Origin of the sequence: Citrobacter amalonaticus (assembly GCF_001559075.2) — a bacterium.
GTDB lineage: Bacteria > Pseudomonadota > Gammaproteobacteria > Enterobacterales > Enterobacteriaceae > Citrobacter_A > Citrobacter_A amalonaticus_F.
This window is the reverse complement of sequence record NZ_CP014015.2, coordinates 2,295,434-2,313,955: the sequence shown is the minus strand read 5'-3', so window position 1 is coordinate 2,313,955 and position 18,522 is coordinate 2,295,434. Positions and strand designations below refer to the sequence as shown.

Sequence of the window (18,522 nt, the reverse complement as noted above, 5' to 3'; positions counted from 1 at the left end):
CGCTCCTTAGAGTACTTCTGGTGCCAGAGAGATAATTTTCATGAACTTCTCGTTACGAAGTTCACGAGTTACCGGCCCAAAAATACGCGTACCGATAGGTTGCTCGCTGTTATTGTTTAAAATAACGCATGCATTACCATCGAAGCGAATGACAGAACCGTCCGGGCGACGAACACCCTTCTTGGTGCGCACCACTACCGCCTTCAGCACATCACCTTTTTTGACCTTACCACGCGGAATTGCTTCTTTGATGGTGATCTTGATGATGTCGCCTACGCCTGCGTAGCGACGGTGCGAGCCACCCAGAACCTTGATACACATTACGCGACGTGCACCGGAGTTGTCGGCGACGTTCAGCATAGTCTGTTCTTGGATCATTTTAGTGCTCCGCTAATGTCAACTACTACTGAGACCCGAAATCAGGTCGTTAAAAAAGCCCCATATCGAGGGCGCGGCATTATAACACCGCTCTCAGGATATGGGTAGAAAAAATAAACGGCCCATCGCTGAGCCGTTTATTCGTTGAGAACGCGTACTGTATTACAGAACCGCTTTCTCTACAACGCGAACCAGCGTCCAGGACTTAGTCTTGGACAGCGGACGGCATTCACGGATTTCAACCTTGTCGCCGATACCGCATTCGTTGTTCTCGTCATGTACGTGCAGTTTGGTCGTACGCTTAATGAATTTACCGTAGATCGGGTGTTTCACAAAACGTTCGATAGCAACAACAATGGATTTCTCCATTTTGTCGCTAACAACGCGACCTTGCAGAGTACGGATTTTATCGGTCATTACGCACCCGCCTTCTCAGTCAGTAAAGTCTTAACGCGTGCGACATCACGACGCACTTGCTTCAACAGGTGAGACTGTTGCAGCTGGCCACTTGCAGCCTGCATACGCAGGTTGAACTGCTCACGCAGCAGGTTCAGCAGCTCGGTGTTCAGCTCTTCAACACTCTTCTCACGCAGCTCTTTTGCTTTCATTACATCACCGTCTTAGTTACAAAGGTGGTTTTAATCGGCAGTTTCGCTGCTGCCAGCTTGAATGCTTCACGGGCCAGCTCTTCCGGTACGCCGTCCATTTCATACAGGACTTTACCCGGCTGAATCAAGGCAACCCAATACTCCACGTTACCTTTACCTTTACCCATACGCACTGCCAGCGGCTTTTCAGTGATCGGTTTGTCCGGGAATACACGGATCCAGATCTTACCTTGACGCTTAACTGCACGGGTCATAGCACGACGTGCTGCTTCGATCTGACGGGCAGTCAGACGACCACGGCCAACAGCTTTCAGACCGAAGCTGCCGAAGCTAACATCCGCGCCAGCAGCCAGACCGCGGTTACGGCCTTTGTGCATTTTACGGAATTTTGTACGCTTTGGTTGTAACATCAGCGACGCTCCTTATTTACGGCCTTTACGCTGCTGCTTTTTAGGTTGAGCAGCCGGTTTTTCCGGTTGTTCAACAGCAGCCATACCACCCAGGATCTCGCCTTTGAAGATCCATACCTTAACGCCGATTACACCGTAAGTGGTGTGCGCTTCAGAGGTGTTGTAGTCGATGTCAGCACGCAGAGTGTGCAGCGGTACGCGACCTTCGCGGTACCATTCGGTACGTGCGATTTCCGCGCCGCCCAGACGGCCGCTAACTTCAACTTTGATCCCTTTAGCGCCCAGACGCATTGCGTTCTGTACAGCACGCTTCATCGCACGACGGAACATAACACGACGTTCCAGCTGAGAAGTGATGCTGTCAGCAACCAGTTTTGCGTCCAGTTCAGGTTTACGAACTTCGGCGATATTGATCTGTGCAGGAACGCCAGCGATATCCGCTACGACCTTACGCAGTTTTTCTACGTCTTCGCCTTTCTTACCGATTACGATGCCCGGGCGAGCAGTGTGAATAGTCACACGGATGCTCTTAGCCGGACGCTCGATAACGATACGAGATACGGACGCTTTAGCCAGTTCCTTAGTCAGGTACTGACGTACTTTAAAATCGCTGTCCAGGTTGTCAGCGAATTCTTTGGTGTTCGCAAACCAGGTAGAGTTCCATGGTTTTACAATACCCAGGCGAATACCATTAGGATGTACTTTCTGACCCATTGCTAGTCTCCAGAGTCTCAGCGATCGGACACAACCACAGTGATGTGGCTGGTGCGCTTCAGGATGCGATCTGCACGACCTTTTGCACGCGGCATAATGCGCTTCATGCTCGGGCCTTCGTCTACGAAAATTTTCGTAACTTTCAGATCGTCAATGTCAGCGCCATCGTTGTGTTCAGCGTTAGCAATGGCAGATTCCAGTACCTTCTTGACCAGTACAGCCGCTTTCTTGTTGGTGTAGGTCAGAATATCCAGAGCCTGCGACACTTTCTTACCGCGAATCAGGTCAGCAACAAGGCGAACCTTCTGAGCAGAAGAACGAGCATGGCGATGTTTAGCGATAGTTTCCATCTCTTCCTCCTACCTTATTTCTTCTTCGCTTTTTTATCAGCAGCATGGCCGCGATAAGTACGAGTCGGTGCGAATTCACCCAGTTTGTGACCGACCATTTCATCGGTTACAAATACTGGAACGTGCTGACGACCATTATGGACAGCGATGGTCAAACCGATCATGTTAGGAAAGATCGTTGAACGACGGGACCAAGTGCGCAGGGGCTTCTTGTCTCCGCTTTCCACCGCTTTCTCTACCTTCTTCAGCAAGTGCAGGTCAATAAAAGGACCTTTCTTGAGAGAACGTGGCATGGCTTATCCTCTAAAATTATTTGCTACGGCGACGTACGATGAATTTATCAGTACGCTTGTTGCTGCGGGTCTTTTTACCTTTGGTCTGAACGCCCCACGGAGTTACCGGGTGCTTACCAAAGTTACGACCTTCACCACCACCATGTGGGTGGTCGACTGGGTTCATCGCGGTACCGCGAACGGTCGGACGAACACCACGCCAGCGTGCAGCACCTGCTTTACCCAGAACGCGCAGCATATGCTCAGCATTGCCAACTTCGCCCAGAGTTGCACGGCAGTCTGCTTCGACTTTACGCATTTCACCAGAACGCAGACGCAGGGTGACATAAGCACCATCACGAGCAACGATCTGAACGTAAGTCCCAGCGGAACGTGCCAGCTGACCGCCTTTACCTGGTTTCATTTCTACGTTATGAACGGTAGAACCAACCGGGATATTGCGCATCGGCAGGGTGTTGCCTGGTTTGATTGCAGCATCAACGCCAGATTGGATCTGGTCGCCAGCTTTCAGGCCTTTAGGGGCCAGGATGTAACGGCGCTCACCGTCTTTGTACAGAACCAGCGCGATGTTCGCGGAACGGTTCGGATCGTACTCAAGACGTTCAACAACTGCCGGAATACCATCTTTGTTGCGTTTGAAGTCAACAATACGGTATGCCTGCTTGTGGCCACCACCGATATGACGGGTGGTGATACGGCCATTGTTGTTACGACCACCGGATTTGCTGTTTTTTTCCAGCAACGGAGCAAAAGGTTTGCCCTTGTGCAGCTCAGGGTTAACCACTTTAACGACGTGGCGACGACCCGGAGATGTCGGTTTACATTTAACAACTGCCATTGTATTACTCCTCCGACTTACTCAGCGCCGCCAACGAAGTCCAGATTCTGGCCTTCCTTCAGGGTGACGTAAGCTTTTTTCCAGTCGCTACGACGACCGATACGCTGTCCGTGACGTTTAACTTTCCCTTTAACAACCAGGGTGTTAACGACTTCGACTTCGACTTCAAACAGTTTCTGCACAGCAGCTTTGATCTCTGCTTTGGTCGCGTCTTTAGCAACTTTGAGAACGATGGTGTTAGTTTTTTCCATCGCAGTAGACGCTTTTTCAGAAACGTGCGGTGCACGCAGCACCTTCAGCAGACGTTCTTCACGAATCATGCCAGCATCTCCTCAACTTGCTTAACAGCATCAGCAGTCATTACGACTTTGTCGAAGGCGATCAGGCTAACCGGGTCGATACCAGTTGCATCGCGTACGTCAACCTTGTGCAGGTTGCGCGCAGCCAGGAACAGGTTTTCGTCCAGCTCACCGGTGATGATCAGCACATCTTCCAGAGCCATGTCTTTCAGTTTCTGTGCCAGCAGCTTAGTTTTAGGCGCTTCAACAGAGAACTTCTCGACAACGATCAGACGATCCTGACGTACCAGTTCGGACAGAATGCTTTTCAGCGCGCCGCGGTACATCTTTTTGTTAACTTTTTGACTGTGGTCCTGCGGACGAGCAGCGAAGGTCACGCCACCGGAACGCCAGATCGGGCTCTTGATAGAACCTGAACGCGCACGGCCGGTACCTTTCTGGCGCCACGGCTTTTTGCCTGAACCAGTTACTTCAGCACGAGTCTTCTGAGCACGAGTACCCTGACGAGCACCAGCTGCATAAGCAACAACAACCTGGTGAACCAGCGCTTCGTTGAAATCACGACCGAAGGTAGTTTCGGAAACAGTCAGCGCGCTCTGCGCGTCTTTCAATACTAATTCCATTGCTATCCCCTTACGCCTTCACAGCTGGTTTAACGATCAGGTCGCAACCGGTTGCACCCGGAACACCACCTTTAACCAGCAGCAGGTTGCGCTCAGCGTCAACGCGTACTACGTCAAGGCTCTGAACGGTTACACGCTCGTTACCCATCTGGCCTGCCATTTTCTTGCCTTTGAACACTTTGCCCGGAGTCTGGTTCTGACCGATAGAACCCGGAACGCGGTGAGACAAGGAGTTACCGTGAGTCGCGTCCTGGGTACGGAAGTTCCAGCGCTTAACGGTACCTGCGAAACCTTTACCTTTAGAGGTACCGGTTACGTCAACTTTTTTAACGTCAGCAAACAGTTCAACGCTAATGCTCTGACCAACAGTGAATTCTTCACCATCTGCCAGACGGAACTCCCACAGGCCGCGGCCAGCTTCTACGCCAGCTTTAGCAAAGTGACCAGCTTCCGGCTTAGTTACACGGTTAGCTTTTTTAGCACCAGTGGTAACCTGAACAGCACGATAGCCATCGCTAGCCAGATCTTTAACCTGAGTAACGCGGTTTGCTTCAACTTCGATTACGGTTACTGGGATAGATACGCCATCTTCAGTGAAGATGCGGGTCATACCCACTTTTTTACCGACTAAACCAATCATTGTATCAACCTCTCAATCGCTCGATGACCTGATTAACCCAGGCTGATCTGCACGTCTACACCGGCAGCCAGGTCCAGACGCATCAGAGCATCAACGGTTTTTTCAGTTGGCTCAACGATGTCAACCAGACGCTTGTGAGTACGAATCTCGTACTGATCACGCGCGTCTTTGTTGACGTGCGGAGAGATCAGAACGGTGAAACGCTCTTTGCGGGTCGGCAGCGGGATCGGACCACGGACTTGCGCACCAGTGCGCTTAGCAGTCTCGACGATTTCCGCGGTTGATTGATCGATCAGACGATGATCAAACGCTTTAAGGCGGATACGGATTCTTTGGTTCTGCATGAGACCAGAGCTCCAATTATTTTATAAACGAAAATGATTACTCCTCAGACCCATTACGATTGATGGGAGAGTGTAACCGTTCTTACGTAGCTCCCCGATTGGGAGCATTGTTAGACAGCCAAATCGGCTATCCGAGGTTCAGATCGAACCTGCCGTCAATTAAGACAAGCCCGCGCATTATACGCAAATATCAGACTGAAGCAAGTGTCGCGTAGATATTAATCACTTCGCCCGCAATGCGAACAGGGTTCCGGGATTTTCTGTTGTGAAAGAAACACTGCGGATTTACTGGAAAGCGTCCCTCAATACCCATAGTAGCGCCTTGCTCCCTTATCCATCTTCTTTAAAGTAGCGCCATGGTTGATGGAGGATGACATGATGTCTGCTGCCCTACCCTTTCTGCTGCTGTATACCGCATTGTCTTTGACTTTGAGTTTCTGCGATATGCGCAGCGGACGACTGCCGGACCGGTTTACCTGCCCGTTGCTGTGGGGCGGATTGATCTTTCACCTGTGCATCATCCCGACACAACTTGCCGATGCCGTATGGGGCGCCGTCGCGGGTTACGCCAGCTTTGCCTTTATCTACTGGGGTTATCGGCTGGTTCGTAAGCAAGAAGGGCTCGGCTATGGTGATGTGAAATTCCTTGCCGCGCTGGGTGCCTGGCATGGGTGGATGCCTTTGCCTTTTTTAATCTTTTGGGCGGCGCTGCTGGCGTGTTTCGGTATTGTGGCTGTGGGGATAGTTCATGGGAAATCGGCATTAAAAAACCCGCAACCTTTTGGGCCATTTCTGGCAGCTGCGGGTTTCATTACCGGATATTACCGTTTCACCTCAGGAGCGATTAGCTGGTCACTTTAATTTGCGACTGCAGGTAATTTTGCAGACCAATTTTCGAGATGAGATCCAGTTCTGTCTCCAGCCAGTCGATATGTCCTTCTTCATCCGCAAGGATTTCGATCATCATATCCCGGCTGACATAATCATGAACGGTATCGGCATAGGCGATAGCTTCACGTAAGTTTTTCGCCCCTTCGAGCTCTAACCGGAGATCGGACTGCAGCATCTCTTCGACATCTTCGCCAATCCCCAATTTGCCGAGATCCTGTAGGTTCGGGATCCCTTCCAGAAACAAAATACGCTCAATATATTTATCCGCGTGTTTCATTTCATCGATGGATTCATGGTACTCGACATCATTGAGGCGAGTCAGGCCCCAGTTTTTGAACATACGTGCATGGAGAAAATACTGGTTGATCGCGACAAGCTCATTTCCCAATAGTTTATTGAGATAATTTATGATTTTAACATCACCTTTCATTTTATAGTCCCTCCGCTTCCACTCTCCAGAGCATAGATGGGGCTACAGGGATGTCAAAAAAAAGAGTGTGACTCAGGCGATCTCTTTAAATTCTGGCATTTGCATTAATTCATCCTGCATGACTTCGCGTGCCGCACGAACGCATTTACCGCATTGATTTCCCACAGGAATAAACTTGCGTAGCTGCTGGAAGGATTGAGGATGAAACTGACGTACCGCCTGGCGAATTTTTTTATCACTTACACCATTACACAAACAAACGTACATGATCGCTCCCGTTCAATTTCTGCGCAAAGTGTAAATGAGAATAGTTATGATTACAATAGCACAATTCTCTCTACGTAACGGGAGCGGAGTTAAAATTGCGAAGAAATGTGACAAGCTAAATAACGGGCAGCAAAAAGGGCGCCGAAGCGCCCTTTTTTAGTGCAGAACTAATGAGTAATTATTAGCTCATTACTTTAGCAACAACGCCCGCACCTACAGTACGGCCGCCTTCACGGATTGCGAAACGCAGACCGTCGTCCATCGCGATCGGGTGGATCAGGGTAACAACCATTTTGATGTTGTCGCCCGGCATTACCATCTCTACGCCTTCCGGCAGTTCGATGGTGCCAGTCACGTCAGTAGTACGGAAGTAGAACTGCGGACGGTAGCCTTTGAAGAACGGAGTATGACGGCCGCCTTCGTCTTTGGACAGGATGTACACTTCAGATTCGAATTTGGTGTGCGGCTTGATAGAACCCGGCTTAGCCAGTACCTGACCACGTTCGATTTCTTCACGTTTGATACCACGCAGCAGAACACCAACGTTCTCACCCGCACGGCCTTCGTCCAGCAGTTTGCGGAACATTTCAACGCCAGTACAGGTAGACTTAGCAGTCTCTTTGATACCAACGATTTCAACTTCTTCGCCAACTTTGATGATACCACGTTCTACACGACCGGTAACAACGGTACCACGACCGGAGATGGAGAATACGTCTTCGATCGGCAGCAGGAACGGCTTGTCAATCGCACGCTCTGGTTCCGGAATGTAAGAATCCAGGAAGCCAGCCAGTTCGATGATTTTCGCTTCCCACTCTGCTTCGCCTTCCAGCGCTTTCAGAGCAGAACCACGAACGATCGGCGTGTCGTCGCCCGGGAAATCGTACTGAGACAGAAGTTCACGAACTTCCATTTCTACCAGTTCCAGCAGCTCTTCGTCATCAACCATGTCGCATTTGTTCAGGAACACGATGATGTACGGAACGCCTACCTGACGACCCAGCAGGATGTGCTCACGAGTCTGCGGCATCGGGCCGTCAGTCGCAGCAACAACCAGGATCGCGCCGTCCATCTGCGCAGCACCGGTGATCATGTTTTTAACATAGTCGGCGTGGCCCGGGCAGTCTACGTGTGCGTAGTGGCGAGTCGGGGTGTCATATTCAACGTGAGAGGTGTTGATGGTGATACCACGAGCTTTTTCTTCCGGCGCGTTATCGATCTGGTCGAATGCACGAGCAGCACCGCCGTAGGTTTTAGCCAGTACGGTAGTGATTGCAGCAGTCAGGGTAGTTTTACCGTGGTCAACGTGGCCGATGGTGCCGACGTTAACGTGCGGTTTTGTACGTTCAAATTTTTCTTTAGACACGGCTATATTCCTTACTATAGCGCTCTCCCCTTGTGGAGAGAGCACGGGACTTAGGTTTTAATCCTGTGGATTATTTACCACGGGCTTCGATTACGGCCTGAGCAACGTTGTTCGGTGCATCATCATACTTCAGGAATTCCATAGTGTACGATGCGCGACCTTTGGTCAGAGAACGCAGCTGAGTTGCATATCCGAACATTTCAGACAGCGGAACTTCAGCGTGGATCTTAACGCCAGTGACTTCGGATTCCTGACCGCGCAGCATACCGCGACGACGGCTCAAGTCACCGATAACATCACCGGTGTTTTCTTCCGGCGTTTCTACCTCAACCTTCATGATTGGCTCAAGCAGAACTGGTTTAGCTTTCTTAAAGCCTTCTTTAAAGGCAATAGACGCAGCCAGTTTAAACGCCAGTTCAGAGGAGTCAACGTCATGGTAAGAACCGAAGTGCAGACGAACACCCATATCAACAACCGGGTAACCTGCCAGCGGGCCGGCTTTCAGCTGCTCCTGGATACCTTTATCAACGGCAGGGATGTATTCGCCAGGGATTACACCACCTTTAATGTCGTTGACGAACTCGTAGCCTTTCGGGTTAGAACCCGGCTCCAGCGGGTACATGTCGATAACAACATGACCATACTGACCGCGACCACCAGACTGCTTGGCGTGTTTACCTTCGATATCGGTAACTTTCGCACGAATCGCTTCGCGGTAAGCAACCTGAGGTTTACCGACGTTCGCTTCAACGTTGAATTCACGCTTCATACGGTCAACGATGATGTCGAGGTGCAGTTCACCCATACCGGCGATAATGGTCTGGTTAGATTCTTCGTCAGTCCATACGCGGAATGACGGGTCTTCTTTAGCCAGACGGCCCAGAGCCAGACCCATTTTTTCCTGGTCAGCTTTGGTTTTCGGTTCTACGGCGATGGAGATTACCGGCTCAGGGAATTCCATACGCTCCAGAATGATCGGCGCATCCGGGTCACACAGGGTGTCACCAGTAGTTACGTCTTTCAGACCGATCGCAGCAGCGATGTCGCCCGCGCGAACTTCTTTGATCTCTTCACGTTTGTTAGCGTGCATCTGAACGATACGACCGAAACGCTCACGTGCAGATTTCACGGAGTTCAGTACGGTATCACCAGAGTTAACCACACCGGAGTACACACGGAAGAAGGTCAGGTTACCCACGAACGGGTCGGTAGCGATTTTGAATGCCAGTGCAGAGAAAGGCTCGTCGTCGCTAGCGTGACGCTCAGCAGGCGTATCTTTACCGTCGTCCAGGATACCGTTGATCGCAGGTACGTCAACCGGGGATGGCAGGTAATCAATTACCGCATCCAGCATCGCCTGAACACCTTTGTTCTTAAATGCAGAACCACAGGTTACCAGGATGATTTCGTTGTTCAGAACGCGCTGACGCAGAGCTTTTTTGATCTCTTCTTCAGTCAGTTCTTCACCACCCAGGTATTTCTCCATCAGCTCTTCAGAAGCTTCCGCAGCGGACTCGATCAGGTTCTGGTGCCATTCTTCAGCCAGTTCCTGCATGTCAGCCGGGATATCTTCGTAAGTGAAGGTAACGCCTGCATCTGCTTCGTTCCAGTTGATGGCTTTCATTTTCACCAGGTCAACAACACCGGTGAACGCTTCTTCAGCGCCAATCGCCAACTGCAGCGGAACAGGGTTCGCGCCCAGACGGGTTTTGATCTGACCAACAACTTTCAGGAAGTTCGCACCCATACGGTCCATTTTGTTAACGAACGCAATGCGCGGAACTTTATATTTGTTTGCCTGACGCCATACGGTTTCAGACTGCGGCTGAACACCACCAACTGCGCAGTAAACCATTACCGCACCATCAAGAACACGCATGGAACGTTCTACTTCGATAGTGAAGTCAACGTGCCCCGGGGTGTCGATGATGTTTACGCGATGCGGTTCATACTGCTTAGCCATACCAGACCAGAATGCAGTAGTCGCTGCGGAAGTGATAGTAATACCACGTTCCTGCTCCTGCTCCATCCAGTCCATGGTGGCTGCGCCGTCATGAACTTCACCGATTTTATGGTTTACACCGGTGTAGAACAGAATACGTTCGGTAGTAGTGGTTTTACCGGCGTCGATGTGCGCACTGATACCGATGTTACGGTAGCGTGCGATGGGTGTTGTACGAGCCATTTGATTCCTCGTTTATCTTTTAGGCGTTCAATTTAAGTAGCCCAAAGCGGGCTGCTTACTGGAAGCGCCCGCCTGGTGACTAAAACTCCGAAGGGATTACCAACGGTAGTGTGCGAACGCCTTGTTGGCTTCTGCCATACGGTGAACGTCTTCACGTTTCTTAACTGCAGTACCTTTGTTGTCTGCAGCATCAGAAAGTTCGTTCGCCAGGCGCAGAGCCATGGATTTATCACCGCGTTTACGAGCAGCTTCAACGATCCAACGCATTGCCAGAGCATTACGACGAACCGGACGGACTTCAACTGGTACCTGATAAGTAGAACCACCAACGCGGCGAGACTTAACTTCGACAGTCGGGCGCACGTTTTCGAGAGCTACTTCGAAAGCTTCCAGTTCAGATTTACCAGAACGCTGAGCCAGGGTCTCCAGCGCGCTGTATACGATTGTTTCGGCAGTAGATTTTTTACCATCTACCATCAGGATATTTACAAATTTAGCCAGCAGTTCTGATCCGAACTTCGGATCCGGCAGAATTTTACGCTGACCAATGACGCGACGACGTGGCATGGAAATACTCCGTTGTTAATTCAGGATTGTCCAAAACTCTACGAGTTTAGTTTGACATTTAAGTTAAAACGTTTGGCCTTACTTAACGGAGAACCATTAAGCCTTAGGACGCTTCACGCCATACTTGGAGCGAGCTTGCTTACGGTCTTTAACGCCGGAGCAGTCAAGCGCACCGCGTACGGTGTGGTAACGAACACCCGGGAGGTCTTTAACACGACCGCCACGGATCAGGATCACGGAGTGCTCCTGCAGGTTGTGACCTTCACCACCGATGTAGGAAGTCACTTCGAAACCGTTAGTCAGACGAACACGGCATACTTTACGCAGTGCGGAGTTCGGTTTTTTAGGAGTGGTAGTATATACACGAGTACATACACCACGTTTTTGCGGGCATGCTTCCAGCGCAGGCACGTTGCTTTTTGCAACTTTGCGAGCGCGTGGTTTGCGTACCAGCTGGTTAACTGTTGCCATTAAATAGCTCCTGGTTTTAGCTTTTGCTTCGTAAACACGTAATAAAACGACCTCATACAATATGAGGACGCCGAATTTTAGGGCGGTGTCGAAAAGGTGTCAAGAAATATACAACGATCACACAATCACCAGGCCATCTGGCTGGCGTGCTTAACCGTAAGTCTGACGAAGTCAGTATAGTCAACCCTGACGACACTGTCTGAAATTTGACCACCCAAACCACGAGCGTCAATGTCTTCTTTCAGTGCATATACCGTTATGGGGATGTTTTGCAGGCTTTCAAGGAAGCGGCTGCCTTCTACTGCAGCGGTAATACCATCCTGGAGCAACAAAAGTTCATCGCCTTCTGCGAGCAGACGCAGGATTGCAGAGAAATCAGAGAGCCACGCGGAGCGGTGTAAAGTATGCAGCATGAAAACCTCAGAATCTCAGGATGACATCGTAGTTGCCCAGCTCGCGACGCAGCGCGTCTGGCTCCAGCGGCGTCGCCTCGACGACAAAACTGGCCCCTTCTTCGAGTCCACGCTCGCGCAGCGAGGCGGCGCATAACCAGCACTGTTCGATATCGTACAGCCCCAGCAGTTTGAAGGTCGCAATATAGTCGCGAGCCAGAATGACATCCGGCTTTTGTCCCTGAAGGATCTGAAAGACGCCATCGCCTATAAAGAAGACGCCGATCTCTTCAGTTAGCGCCGACGTCGCCAACAGCGCGTCCAGCCCTTCACGACCCGATGCGCTACCGTGCGGCATTGTGGAAAAGACAAAGGCAATACGTTTCATCAGAACTGTACCACGCGATCGCAGGTCAGTGAGGCTTGTGCCAGCGCGCCCAGTCCGCTGAGAGAAAAACCCGGCTGCAGATTGGCGGACGCCAGCCCCAGTCTGCCCGCTTCTGTTTCATCGACCACACCGCGGCGCAACGCCGCCGCCACACAAATGTTCAGCTCAACGCCATGCTGTGTATTCATTTGTTGCCAGGCCCGAACCAGATCAAATTCATCACTGGCCGGAGAGGTCAACTGGTTGGCGTTATACACCCCTTCCCGATAGAAAAAGACGCTGCTTAACGTATGACCTTCTTCAATCAGCGCCTGAGCAAACTGCAATGCGCTGCTCGCCTGCTGGGTACCATACGCCGGACCGGTAACCACAATGGCAAAACGCATTACTTATCTTGCCCCTGGAAGTCGCCGCTCTTGAACTGGCGAATATAGAGGTACACGGTGTGCTTGGAGATGTTCAGACGATCGGCAACCTGGTTGATGGCGTCCTTAATATCGAAGATACCTTTCTCATAGAGATTCAGGACGATCTGGCGGTTCTTGGCATTATTGGAGACATTACGATCGGCGTTCACCTCTTCAATGGTGAACTCCAGCGTCTGCGTCACCAGATCTTCCACGGAAGAGGCGAAGTTAACAGACGATCCCACTTCCGGGGTCTCCGGGGGAATAAAGGTATTCATGATCTGCGAGAACGGGACATCAAGGTTCATGTTAATGCACAGCAGACCAATCACGCGATGCTCGCGATTGCGAATGGCAATCGTCACTGACTTCATCAGAACGCCGCTTTTCGCACGGGTAAAGTAGCATTTGGAAACGCTGCTATCTGCACCGGTCATATCGTGCAGCATCCGTAACGCAAGGTCAGTAATCGGCGAACCGATTTTGCGTCCCGTATGTTCGCCGTTGGCAATGCGAATGGCGGAACATTTCAAATCCTGCAAAGAGTGCAATACGATTTCACAGTGGGAACCAATGAGCATCGCTAACCCGTCCACCACCGCTTCGTAGGATTTCAGAATATCAAAGTCGGTTTGATCGAAAGGACGTTGATCCAGTAAATCAAGCTCACTGGTTTCGTTGGTTAATAGCGACCTGGACATGAAAAAAAACACTCCTTTTCAGGAGCCTGTCGTTATGTTTTCAGGGCAGGCTCATTAATTTTGTGGATGATTAAATTAATACAGTGGTGGTTCCACTTTCCACTATTAATTATATCCGGCCTGCACAAAAAAAACCGCCGCTCTGTTCGGCGGCGGTTCTCAGTTTTTATTTTTTAGCGGCATCTGCTGCTTTTGCATCAGCTTCTGCTGCTGCTTCTGGCTTGTCATCCGCCTTCGGTGCTGGCTTGATATCCAGCAGTTCTACGTCGAATACCAGCGTGGAGTTAGCCGGGATCCCCGGAACGCCGGTTTTGCCGTAAGCCAGCTCCGGTGGGATAACCAACTGAATCTTCCCGCCTTTCTTAATGTTCTTCAGACCTTCAGTCCAGCCAGGGATAACACCATCCAGACGGAAAGAGAGCGGTTCGCCACGGGTGTAGGAGTTATCAAACTCTTTACCGTCGATCAGCGTACCTTTGTAGTTCACCACCACAGTGTCGCTGTCTTTCGGCGCTTCGCCGGTACCGGCTTTCTCAACTTTGTAGAGCAAGCCAGTCGAAGAGGTCTTCACATCTTTCCCTTTCGCAAACTTGGTGCGGAACGCTTTTCCTTTGGCTTCGTTGTCAGCCGCGTCTTTTTCCATCTTCGCCTGAGCGGAAGCTTTCACGCGTGCTTCAAAAGCCTGCAGAGTCTGCTCGATTTCCTGGTCAGACAGTTTGCTCTTATCAGCAAACGCATCCTGAACGCCGGCGATCAGCTGGTCTTTGTCCAGTTTGATGCCCAGTTTTTCCTGTTCTTTCAGGGAGTTTTCCATATAGCGGCCCAGCGATGCGCCCAGTGCATAAGCCGATTTCTGGTCGTCATTTTTGAACGCAGCTTTGCTGTCAGCGGCGGCGGCCGGTTTTGCGGCGTCCGCTGCGAAGGTGATCGGGGCGTGCAGAGCAACGGCCATCGTGGTCGCCAGCAGAGTGACTTTAAACAGTGATTTCATCCATATCTCCAGGGCCGGGGCATCTCACCCCATGGTTAACTTTACTATGAGAAGCGTACTATAAAGCGTTGTCGAACAAATCAACATACGGACATGCCTGATTATCGCTACTTTTGAGACTCTTTTTGTTTAAATTAGTTTCGATAAGACTGAATCAGGGCTGTGTATTCAGACAAAGTTAAGTAGAATCCGCCGCGACCAGAGACAATCGATGAGGTGAATCATGCAGGATACAACGATGGAAACCCGGCTGGCCGAGCTGGAAAGTCGGCTGGCTTTTCAGGAAATCACCATTGAAGAGCTCAACGTAACGGTAACCGCTCACGAGATGGAAATGGCCAAATTGCGCGATCATCTGCGACTGCTGACGGAAAAGCTCAAGGCGAGCCAGCCTTCCCACATCGCCTCCCAGGCCGAGGAGACACCGCCTCCTCATTATTGAGACGTAAAAAAAGCGGGTTTAACCCGCTTTTTTTGTATCCGACGGCACCAACGCTTATCGGACAGTCTCATAAATACCCAAAGGATTTCGAGTCACAGCAAGGCGGCAAGCTTGAGCAAGCCCCGGGAGCATAGAAAACTATGTGACCGGGGTTCGAAAGCGCAGCCAACGCTGCTGTGGCTTGAAAGACGACGGGTATTAGTGGCAACCGCAGCCGCCGTTGCCTTTACCACCGCCACCGCAGCAGCCTTCGCCGCCGTGCTCGTGACCGTGGTCATGGCCGTGACCGCCGCAGCAGCCGTCGTGATCGTGGTCATGGTCGTGACCGTGCGCACCGTGAACGTGGCCATGAGCCAGTTCTTCTTCGGTCGCTTCGCGGATCGCCACAACTTCAACGTTGAACTTCAGATTCTGACCCGCCAGCATGTGGTTGCCGTCAACCACAACGTGGTCGTCTTCCACTTCGGTAATTTCTACCGGTACCGGACCCTGGTCAGTTTCAGCCAGGAAACGCATACCAACCTGCAGCTCGTCAACACCCATGAAGACGTCTTTAGGAACGCGCTGCACCAGGTTTTCATCATACTGACCGTAAGCGTCGTTCGCGCCTACCGCAACATCGAATTTGTCGCCAACATCATGACCTTCCAGCGCTGTTTCCAGGCCAGAGATCAGGGAACCGTGACCATGCAGGTAGTCCAGCGGCGCACTCACCGGAGACTCATCAACCAACACACCGTCTTCTGTACGTACCTGATAGGCCAGGCTGACCACCAGGTCTTTTGCTACTTTCATGATATCTCCTGAGCGTGGGAAAATTGCTGGCGCAGATTGTAGCGGAAATCTGCACCTGTGTACCCCTTAGCTTAAAAAATCTCGGGCCATATCGCTAGTCTGGATGAAATATCCCGATCACTTGCTCTTCTTTGCGAACGTGGTCGCGGGCTTCTTTATCCGCTTCCCGCATCTGATGCCCGCACTTAACACATTCAACAATATCAATATTATTCTCGCGCCACATCGCCAGAGAATCCTGCGCCTGGCAGGAAGGGCATTTCGCCCCTGCAATAAAACGTTTACGGATTGCCATACTTATCCTCTATTCGAATTCATCCCAGCCATCCAGTTGGCGTCGTTCTTGTTGCATCTCGCGCTGGAAAATCTCCTCCAGTTCCCGTCTGGCTTCTCTGGCGCGAGAGATTTGTACCGTATCGGCATGCATCGGGATGAGTTCCCTCAGCATCCGCATATCCAGCCGGCGGAAATGCAGTTGCGCCCGCTGCGCCTGATGAGGATGCATTCCCAACGACACCAGCGTTTTGCGTCCCAACTCCAGCGCACTGGAAAAGGTCTCACGGGAAAACTGCGCGACCCCCGCCTGTAATAACTCATGCGCTTCGACGCGTCCGCGCGCTCGCGCAAGAATATGCAAATGCGGGAAATGCTGCTGGCAGATCTCCACCAGCTTCATCGTATCTTCCGGTTCATTACAGGTAATGACGATAGATTCTGCCGCCTCGGCGCCCGCGGAACGCAGCAGATCTACCTGCGTGGCATCGCCGTAATAGACCTTATAGCCATATTTACGCATCAGGTTCACCGCGCTGATGTCCCGCTCCAGCACGGTAATGCGCATCTTATTCGCCATCAGCAAACGACCGATAACCTGACCAAAACGGCCAAAGCCCACCACGATGACCTGCGGCTTATCATCCTCAACCCACGGCATTTCATCTTCTTCATCCGGGCCGTTAAGCTGGCGGGACAGCCATTTATCGATAAGCTTCATCAGCATCGGCGTGGTCATCATCGACAGCGTGACGGTCACCAGCAAAAGCGCCATCTGATCGCCCTGAAACAACCGCTGCGACGACGCGGTCGAGAACAGCACAAAAGCGAACTCTCCGCCCTGGCTCAACACGCCAGCAAACTGCATTCTTTCAGAACTGCGCAGGCCGTACAGTCGCGCCAGCAGATAAAGCACCAACGTTTTGACCGCCACCAGCACCACCACGCTTGCCACAACCCACAGCAAGTGGGTATACAGCACGCCCAGATTGAGTGACATCCCGACAGAAATAAAGAAGAGCCCCAGCAGCAGTCCTTTAAACGGATCGATCGCGGTTTCCAGCTCGTGCCGGTATTCACTTTCCGCTAACAGCACCCCGGCGATAAACGTGCCGAGCGCCATCGACAGCCCCAGCGCATCCATAAACAGTGCCGATCCCAGCACCAGCAGCAGCGTGGCGGCGGTAAACACTTCGCGCACGCCGGAGGCGGCAATAAAGCGAAACACCGGACGCAGCAGATAGCGTCCGCCAATCAGCATGCCAGCAAACGCCAGCACCTTCATGCCGATCTTCATCCAGTCAAAGTCTTCATCGGCCGAACCGGCTAACAGCGGCACCAGCGCGAGCGCCGGGATCACCGCCAGATCCTGGAACAGCAAAACCGAAAAGCCCAGTTGTCCGGATTCGCTGCGGTTCATCCCCTTTTCGCGCATCAACTGTAGCGCCATCGCGGTTGACGACATCGCGAGCCCTATCCCGCCGACAACTGCCGCCTGCCATGAGAAATCGGTCAACATCAACAGTCCGGCCAACAGCGCCGCACTCAGCAGAACCTGTGCCGCCCCGACACCAAAGATAGAACGCCGGAGCTGCCAGAGCTTCGACGGGTTCAGCTCCAGCCCGATGATAAACATCAGAAACACGACGCCGAGTTCAGAGAAGTGGAGAATCTCATCCACGTCGCTGATGAACCCCAGCCCCCACGGGCCAATGGCAATTCCCGCAAGCAAATAGCCCAACACGGCGCCAATACCCAGCCGCGATGCCAAAGGCACCGCAGCCACCGCCGCGAAGAGAAACAGCACTCCCGCAGTCAATAAATCGGAACCTTCCATCAGCGGCCTCCCACAGGAACAGGATGGGCAAGCCAGTCGCCATACGCTTTTGCATGGCTTTCCAGCTCCTGCGCGCTTTGTCGTCTGGCCCAGTAGATAATAATGGGACTCAGCCAGTGCATCCGGCACATCCCTGCCGTCAGTTCGAATGGCCGCAGTACATCGCTCATCGGATAGCGATTCAACGCGTCATAGCGATAGGCGCTCTCCGGTTCACCCGTTGTGATCACGCTCCGCCAGTACTTTCCCGCCAACTGATTTCCCCCGGGGCCGCTGGCAAAGCCACGGCTCAATACGCGGTCCAGCCACTCTTTCAGCAACGCCGGACAGCTATAGGTGTACAGCGGGTGCTGAAACACGATCACGTCATGCTCACGCAGTAGCGCCTGCTCATGCGGGATATCAATAAAAAAATCAGGATAGTGCGCGTAGAGATCGTGCACCGTAACGTTGCTGAGCTGCGTGGCCGGCTTAAGCAGTACCCGGTTAGCCACCGAGTCCTGAGATTCCGGATGGGCATACAGCAGCAAGACCTTTGCTGGCTGAGACATCATCCCCCTCCCGGTTTGTTTCTGTTTTTGTGTATAGTCGTCGTTTTGGGCTACCATTGCGGCCCGGTGCG

The 18,522-nt window shown here is 51.9% G+C and carries 29 protein-coding genes; 2 read left to right on the top strand and 27 right to left on the bottom strand.

From position 1 onward, the window contains the following. Window positions 1-6: 6 nt before the first annotated feature. The 12 genes from rplN to rpsJ all read right to left on the bottom strand — a co-directional run bounded on the left by rplN (window position 7) and on the right by rpsJ (window position 5,497). The gene (rplN, locus tag AL479_RS11140; protein ID WP_000613954.1) at window positions 7-378 is read right to left on the bottom strand and encodes a 50S ribosomal protein L14; all 372 of its coding nucleotides are present in this window, start codon (window positions 376-378) and stop codon (window positions 7-9) included. A 162-nt stretch (window positions 379-540) separates the two neighbouring features. Beyond that, window positions 541-795, bottom strand: coding sequence for a 30S ribosomal protein S17 (rpsQ, locus tag AL479_RS11135; protein WP_002438707.1), 255 nt, complete (start codon window positions 793-795; stop codon window positions 541-543). Then, window positions 795-986, bottom strand: coding sequence for a 50S ribosomal protein L29 (gene rpmC / locus AL479_RS11130; RefSeq protein WP_000644742.1), 192 nt, complete (start codon window positions 984-986; stop codon window positions 795-797). Before rpmC ends, rpsQ begins: the two co-directional genes overlap by 1 nt. Then, on the bottom strand, window positions 986-1,396 hold the full coding sequence (rplP, locus tag AL479_RS11125) for a 50S ribosomal protein L16 (RefSeq protein WP_000941208.1): 411 nt from the start codon (window positions 1,394-1,396) through the stop codon (window positions 986-988). Before rplP ends, rpmC begins: the two co-directional genes overlap by 1 nt. A gap of 12 nt (window positions 1,397-1,408) precedes the next feature. Beyond that, complete coding sequence (gene rpsC, locus AL479_RS11120; RefSeq protein ID WP_000529945.1) at window positions 1,409-2,110, bottom strand: 30S ribosomal protein S3; 702 nt, start codon at window positions 2,108-2,110, stop codon at window positions 1,409-1,411. Between the two features lie 17 nt (window positions 2,111-2,127). Continuing rightward, the gene (gene rplV / locus AL479_RS11115; RefSeq protein WP_000447529.1) at window positions 2,128-2,460 is read right to left on the bottom strand and encodes a 50S ribosomal protein L22; all 333 of its coding nucleotides are present in this window, start codon (window positions 2,458-2,460) and stop codon (window positions 2,128-2,130) included. 14 nt (window positions 2,461-2,474) lie between these two features. Further along, window positions 2,475-2,753: a 30S ribosomal protein S19 gene (gene rpsS, locus AL479_RS11110; RefSeq protein WP_001138117.1), complete on the bottom strand. Its 279-nt coding sequence runs from the start codon at window positions 2,751-2,753 to the stop codon at window positions 2,475-2,477. A gap of 16 nt (window positions 2,754-2,769) precedes the next feature. Further along, the gene (gene rplB / locus AL479_RS11105; RefSeq protein WP_000301864.1) at window positions 2,770-3,591 is read right to left on the bottom strand and encodes a 50S ribosomal protein L2; all 822 of its coding nucleotides are present in this window, start codon (window positions 3,589-3,591) and stop codon (window positions 2,770-2,772) included. Window positions 3,592-3,608: 17 nt separating this feature from the next. Continuing rightward, a complete protein-coding gene (gene rplW, locus AL479_RS11100; protein ID WP_000617546.1) occupies window positions 3,609-3,911 on the bottom strand; it encodes a 50S ribosomal protein L23 in 303 nt (100 codons plus the stop codon). Then, window positions 3,908-4,513, bottom strand: a complete 606-nt coding sequence (gene rplD / locus AL479_RS11095; RefSeq protein ID WP_000424395.1) for a 50S ribosomal protein L4 — start codon at window positions 4,511-4,513, stop codon at window positions 3,908-3,910. Before rplD ends, rplW begins: the two co-directional genes overlap by 4 nt. Window positions 4,514-4,523: 10 nt before the next feature. Then, window positions 4,524-5,153: a 50S ribosomal protein L3 gene (gene rplC, locus AL479_RS11090; RefSeq protein WP_061076119.1), complete on the bottom strand. Its 630-nt coding sequence runs from the start codon at window positions 5,151-5,153 to the stop codon at window positions 4,524-4,526. A 32-nt stretch (window positions 5,154-5,185) separates the two neighbouring features. Further along, the gene (gene rpsJ, locus AL479_RS11085) at window positions 5,186-5,497 is read right to left on the bottom strand and encodes a 30S ribosomal protein S10 (RefSeq protein WP_001181005.1); all 312 of its coding nucleotides are present in this window, start codon (window positions 5,495-5,497) and stop codon (window positions 5,186-5,188) included. Between the two features lie 378 nt (window positions 5,498-5,875). Between rpsJ and AL479_RS11080 the strand changes: the two genes are divergently transcribed. Then, window positions 5,876-6,358, top strand: a complete 483-nt coding sequence (locus AL479_RS11080; RefSeq protein WP_061077964.1) for a prepilin peptidase — start codon at window positions 5,876-5,878, stop codon at window positions 6,356-6,358. On the opposite strand, the gene bfr is transcribed toward AL479_RS11080, so the two are convergent. The 11 genes from bfr to fkpA all read right to left on the bottom strand — a co-directional run bounded on the left by bfr (window position 6,342) and on the right by fkpA (window position 14,553). Further along, window positions 6,342-6,818, bottom strand: coding sequence for a bacterioferritin (gene bfr / locus AL479_RS11075; protein ID WP_042326254.1), 477 nt, complete (start codon window positions 6,816-6,818; stop codon window positions 6,342-6,344). The genes AL479_RS11080 and bfr overlap by 17 nt on opposite strands. Window positions 6,819-6,890: 72 nt before the next feature. Further along, on the bottom strand, window positions 6,891-7,085 hold the full coding sequence (gene bfd, locus AL479_RS11070) for a bacterioferritin-associated ferredoxin (protein ID WP_012135433.1): 195 nt from the start codon (window positions 7,083-7,085) through the stop codon (window positions 6,891-6,893). Window positions 7,086-7,266: 181 nt separating this feature from the next. After that, window positions 7,267-8,451 (bottom strand): elongation factor Tu, encoded by a 1,185-nt coding sequence (gene tuf, locus AL479_RS11060; RefSeq protein ID WP_003031109.1) that lies wholly within the window; start codon window positions 8,449-8,451, stop codon window positions 7,267-7,269. 70 nt (window positions 8,452-8,521) lie between these two features. Continuing rightward, window positions 8,522-10,636: an elongation factor G gene (fusA, locus tag AL479_RS11055; protein WP_061076118.1), complete on the bottom strand. Its 2,115-nt coding sequence runs from the start codon at window positions 10,634-10,636 to the stop codon at window positions 8,522-8,524. Window positions 10,637-10,732: 96 nt separating this feature from the next. After that, window positions 10,733-11,203, bottom strand: a complete 471-nt coding sequence (gene rpsG, locus AL479_RS11050; RefSeq protein ID WP_042322792.1) for a 30S ribosomal protein S7 — start codon at window positions 11,201-11,203, stop codon at window positions 10,733-10,735. A gap of 96 nt (window positions 11,204-11,299) precedes the next feature. Further along, window positions 11,300-11,674 (bottom strand): 30S ribosomal protein S12, encoded by a 375-nt coding sequence (gene rpsL, locus AL479_RS11045; RefSeq protein WP_000246815.1) that lies wholly within the window; start codon window positions 11,672-11,674, stop codon window positions 11,300-11,302. 125 nt (window positions 11,675-11,799) lie between these two features. Further along, window positions 11,800-12,087, bottom strand: coding sequence for a sulfurtransferase complex subunit TusB (tusB, locus tag AL479_RS11040; RefSeq protein ID WP_061076117.1), 288 nt, complete (start codon window positions 12,085-12,087; stop codon window positions 11,800-11,802). Window positions 12,088-12,094: 7 nt separating this feature from the next. Continuing rightward, a complete protein-coding gene (tusC, locus tag AL479_RS11035) occupies window positions 12,095-12,454 on the bottom strand; it encodes a sulfurtransferase complex subunit TusC (RefSeq protein ID WP_061076116.1) in 360 nt (119 codons plus the stop codon). Beyond that, on the bottom strand, window positions 12,454-12,840 hold the full coding sequence (tusD, locus tag AL479_RS11030) for a sulfurtransferase complex subunit TusD (protein ID WP_061076115.1): 387 nt from the start codon (window positions 12,838-12,840) through the stop codon (window positions 12,454-12,456). Before tusD ends, tusC begins: the two co-directional genes overlap by 1 nt. After that, a complete protein-coding gene (locus tag AL479_RS11025) occupies window positions 12,840-13,562 on the bottom strand; it encodes a helix-turn-helix transcriptional regulator (RefSeq protein ID WP_042286247.1) in 723 nt (240 codons plus the stop codon). The genes tusD and AL479_RS11025 overlap by 1 nt, the downstream gene beginning before the upstream one ends. Window positions 13,563-13,728: 166 nt before the next feature. Beyond that, the gene (gene fkpA / locus AL479_RS11020; RefSeq protein ID WP_061076114.1) at window positions 13,729-14,553 is read right to left on the bottom strand and encodes an FKBP-type peptidyl-prolyl cis-trans isomerase; all 825 of its coding nucleotides are present in this window, start codon (window positions 14,551-14,553) and stop codon (window positions 13,729-13,731) included. Window positions 14,554-14,776: 223 nt separating this feature from the next. On the opposite strand from fkpA, the gene AL479_RS11015 reads away from it, so the two are divergent. Further along, entirely contained in the window at window positions 14,777-14,995 is a 219-nt protein-coding gene (locus tag AL479_RS11015) for a protein SlyX (RefSeq protein ID WP_042998387.1), read from the top strand. A gap of 198 nt (window positions 14,996-15,193) precedes the next feature. On the opposite strand, the gene slyD is transcribed toward AL479_RS11015, so the two are convergent. The 4 genes from slyD to kefG all read right to left on the bottom strand — a co-directional run bounded on the left by slyD (window position 15,194) and on the right by kefG (window position 18,451). After that, entirely contained in the window at window positions 15,194-15,790 is a 597-nt protein-coding gene (gene slyD, locus AL479_RS11010) for a peptidylprolyl isomerase (RefSeq protein WP_042322804.1), read from the bottom strand. A gap of 94 nt (window positions 15,791-15,884) precedes the next feature. Then, window positions 15,885-16,085: a YheV family putative zinc ribbon protein gene (locus tag AL479_RS11005; RefSeq protein ID WP_042322806.1), complete on the bottom strand. Its 201-nt coding sequence runs from the start codon at window positions 16,083-16,085 to the stop codon at window positions 15,885-15,887. Window positions 16,086-16,094: 9 nt separating this feature from the next. Next, a complete protein-coding gene (kefB, locus tag AL479_RS11000; RefSeq protein WP_061076113.1) occupies window positions 16,095-17,900 on the bottom strand; it encodes a glutathione-regulated potassium-efflux system protein KefB in 1,806 nt (601 codons plus the stop codon). Further along, entirely contained in the window at window positions 17,900-18,451 is a 552-nt protein-coding gene (gene kefG / locus AL479_RS10995) for a glutathione-regulated potassium-efflux system ancillary protein KefG (protein WP_042322810.1), read from the bottom strand. The genes kefB and kefG overlap by 1 nt, the downstream gene beginning before the upstream one ends. Window positions 18,452-18,522 lie beyond the last annotated feature (71 nt).

Excerpts from the sequence above, each read along its gene's own strand:
- rplN (WP_000613954.1), bottom strand. The coding sequence starts at position 378 with ATGATCCAAGAACAGACTATGCTGAACGTCGCCGACAACTCCGGTGCA.
- rpsQ (WP_002438707.1), bottom strand. The coding sequence starts at position 795 with ATGACCGATAAAATCCGTACTCTGCAAGGTCGCGTTGTTAGCGACAAA.
- rpmC (WP_000644742.1), bottom strand. The coding sequence starts at position 986 with ATGAAAGCAAAAGAGCTGCGTGAGAAGAGTGTTGAAGAGCTGAACACC.
- rplP (WP_000941208.1), bottom strand. The coding sequence starts at position 1,396 with ATGTTACAACCAAAGCGTACAAAATTCCGTAAAATGCACAAAGGCCGT.
- rpsC (WP_000529945.1), bottom strand. The coding sequence starts at position 2,110 with ATGGGTCAGAAAGTACATCCTAATGGTATTCGCCTGGGTATTGTAAAA.
- rplV (WP_000447529.1), bottom strand. The coding sequence starts at position 2,460 with ATGGAAACTATCGCTAAACATCGCCATGCTCGTTCTTCTGCTCAGAAG.
- rpsS (WP_001138117.1), bottom strand. The coding sequence starts at position 2,753 with ATGCCACGTTCTCTCAAGAAAGGTCCTTTTATTGACCTGCACTTGCTG.
- rplB (WP_000301864.1), bottom strand. The coding sequence starts at position 3,591 with ATGGCAGTTGTTAAATGTAAACCGACATCTCCGGGTCGTCGCCACGTC.
- rplW (WP_000617546.1), bottom strand. The coding sequence starts at position 3,911 with ATGATTCGTGAAGAACGTCTGCTGAAGGTGCTGCGTGCACCGCACGTT.
- rplD (WP_000424395.1), bottom strand. The coding sequence starts at position 4,513 with ATGGAATTAGTATTGAAAGACGCGCAGAGCGCGCTGACTGTTTCCGAA.
- rplC (WP_061076119.1), bottom strand. The coding sequence starts at position 5,153 with ATGATTGGTTTAGTCGGTAAAAAAGTGGGTATGACCCGCATCTTCACT.
- rpsJ (WP_001181005.1), bottom strand. The coding sequence starts at position 5,497 with ATGCAGAACCAAAGAATCCGTATCCGCCTTAAAGCGTTTGATCATCGT.
- AL479_RS11080 (WP_061077964.1), top strand. The coding sequence starts at position 5,876 with ATGTCTGCTGCCCTACCCTTTCTGCTGCTGTATACCGCATTGTCTTTG.
- bfr (WP_042326254.1), bottom strand. The coding sequence starts at position 6,818 with ATGAAAGGTGATGTTAAAATCATAAATTATCTCAATAAACTATTGGGA.
- bfd (WP_012135433.1), bottom strand. The coding sequence starts at position 7,085 with ATGTACGTTTGTTTGTGTAATGGTGTAAGTGATAAAAAAATTCGCCAG.
- fusA (WP_061076118.1), bottom strand. The coding sequence starts at position 10,636 with ATGGCTCGTACAACACCCATCGCACGCTACCGTAACATCGGTATCAGT.
- rpsG (WP_042322792.1), bottom strand. The coding sequence starts at position 11,203 with ATGCCACGTCGTCGCGTCATTGGTCAGCGTAAAATTCTGCCGGATCCG.
- rpsL (WP_000246815.1), bottom strand. The coding sequence starts at position 11,674 with ATGGCAACAGTTAACCAGCTGGTACGCAAACCACGCGCTCGCAAAGTT.
- tusB (WP_061076117.1), bottom strand. The coding sequence starts at position 12,087 with ATGCTGCATACTTTACACCGCTCCGCGTGGCTCTCTGATTTCTCTGCA.
- tusC (WP_061076116.1), bottom strand. The coding sequence starts at position 12,454 with ATGAAACGTATTGCCTTTGTCTTTTCCACAATGCCGCACGGTAGCGCA.
- tusD (WP_061076115.1), bottom strand. The coding sequence starts at position 12,840 with ATGCGTTTTGCCATTGTGGTTACCGGTCCGGCGTATGGTACCCAGCAG.
- AL479_RS11025 (WP_042286247.1), bottom strand. The coding sequence starts at position 13,562 with ATGTCCAGGTCGCTATTAACCAACGAAACCAGTGAGCTTGATTTACTG.
- fkpA (WP_061076114.1), bottom strand. The coding sequence starts at position 14,553 with ATGAAATCACTGTTTAAAGTCACTCTGCTGGCGACCACGATGGCCGTT.
- AL479_RS11015 (WP_042998387.1), top strand. The coding sequence starts at position 14,777 with ATGCAGGATACAACGATGGAAACCCGGCTGGCCGAGCTGGAAAGTCGG.
- slyD (WP_042322804.1), bottom strand. The coding sequence starts at position 15,790 with ATGAAAGTAGCAAAAGACCTGGTGGTCAGCCTGGCCTATCAGGTACGT.
- AL479_RS11005 (WP_042322806.1), bottom strand. The coding sequence starts at position 16,085 with ATGGCAATCCGTAAACGTTTTATTGCAGGGGCGAAATGCCCTTCCTGC.
- kefB (WP_061076113.1), bottom strand. The coding sequence starts at position 17,900 with ATGGAAGGTTCCGATTTATTGACTGCGGGAGTGCTGTTTCTCTTCGCG.
- kefG (WP_042322810.1), bottom strand. The coding sequence starts at position 18,451 with ATGTCTCAGCCAGCAAAGGTCTTGCTGCTGTATGCCCATCCGGAATCT.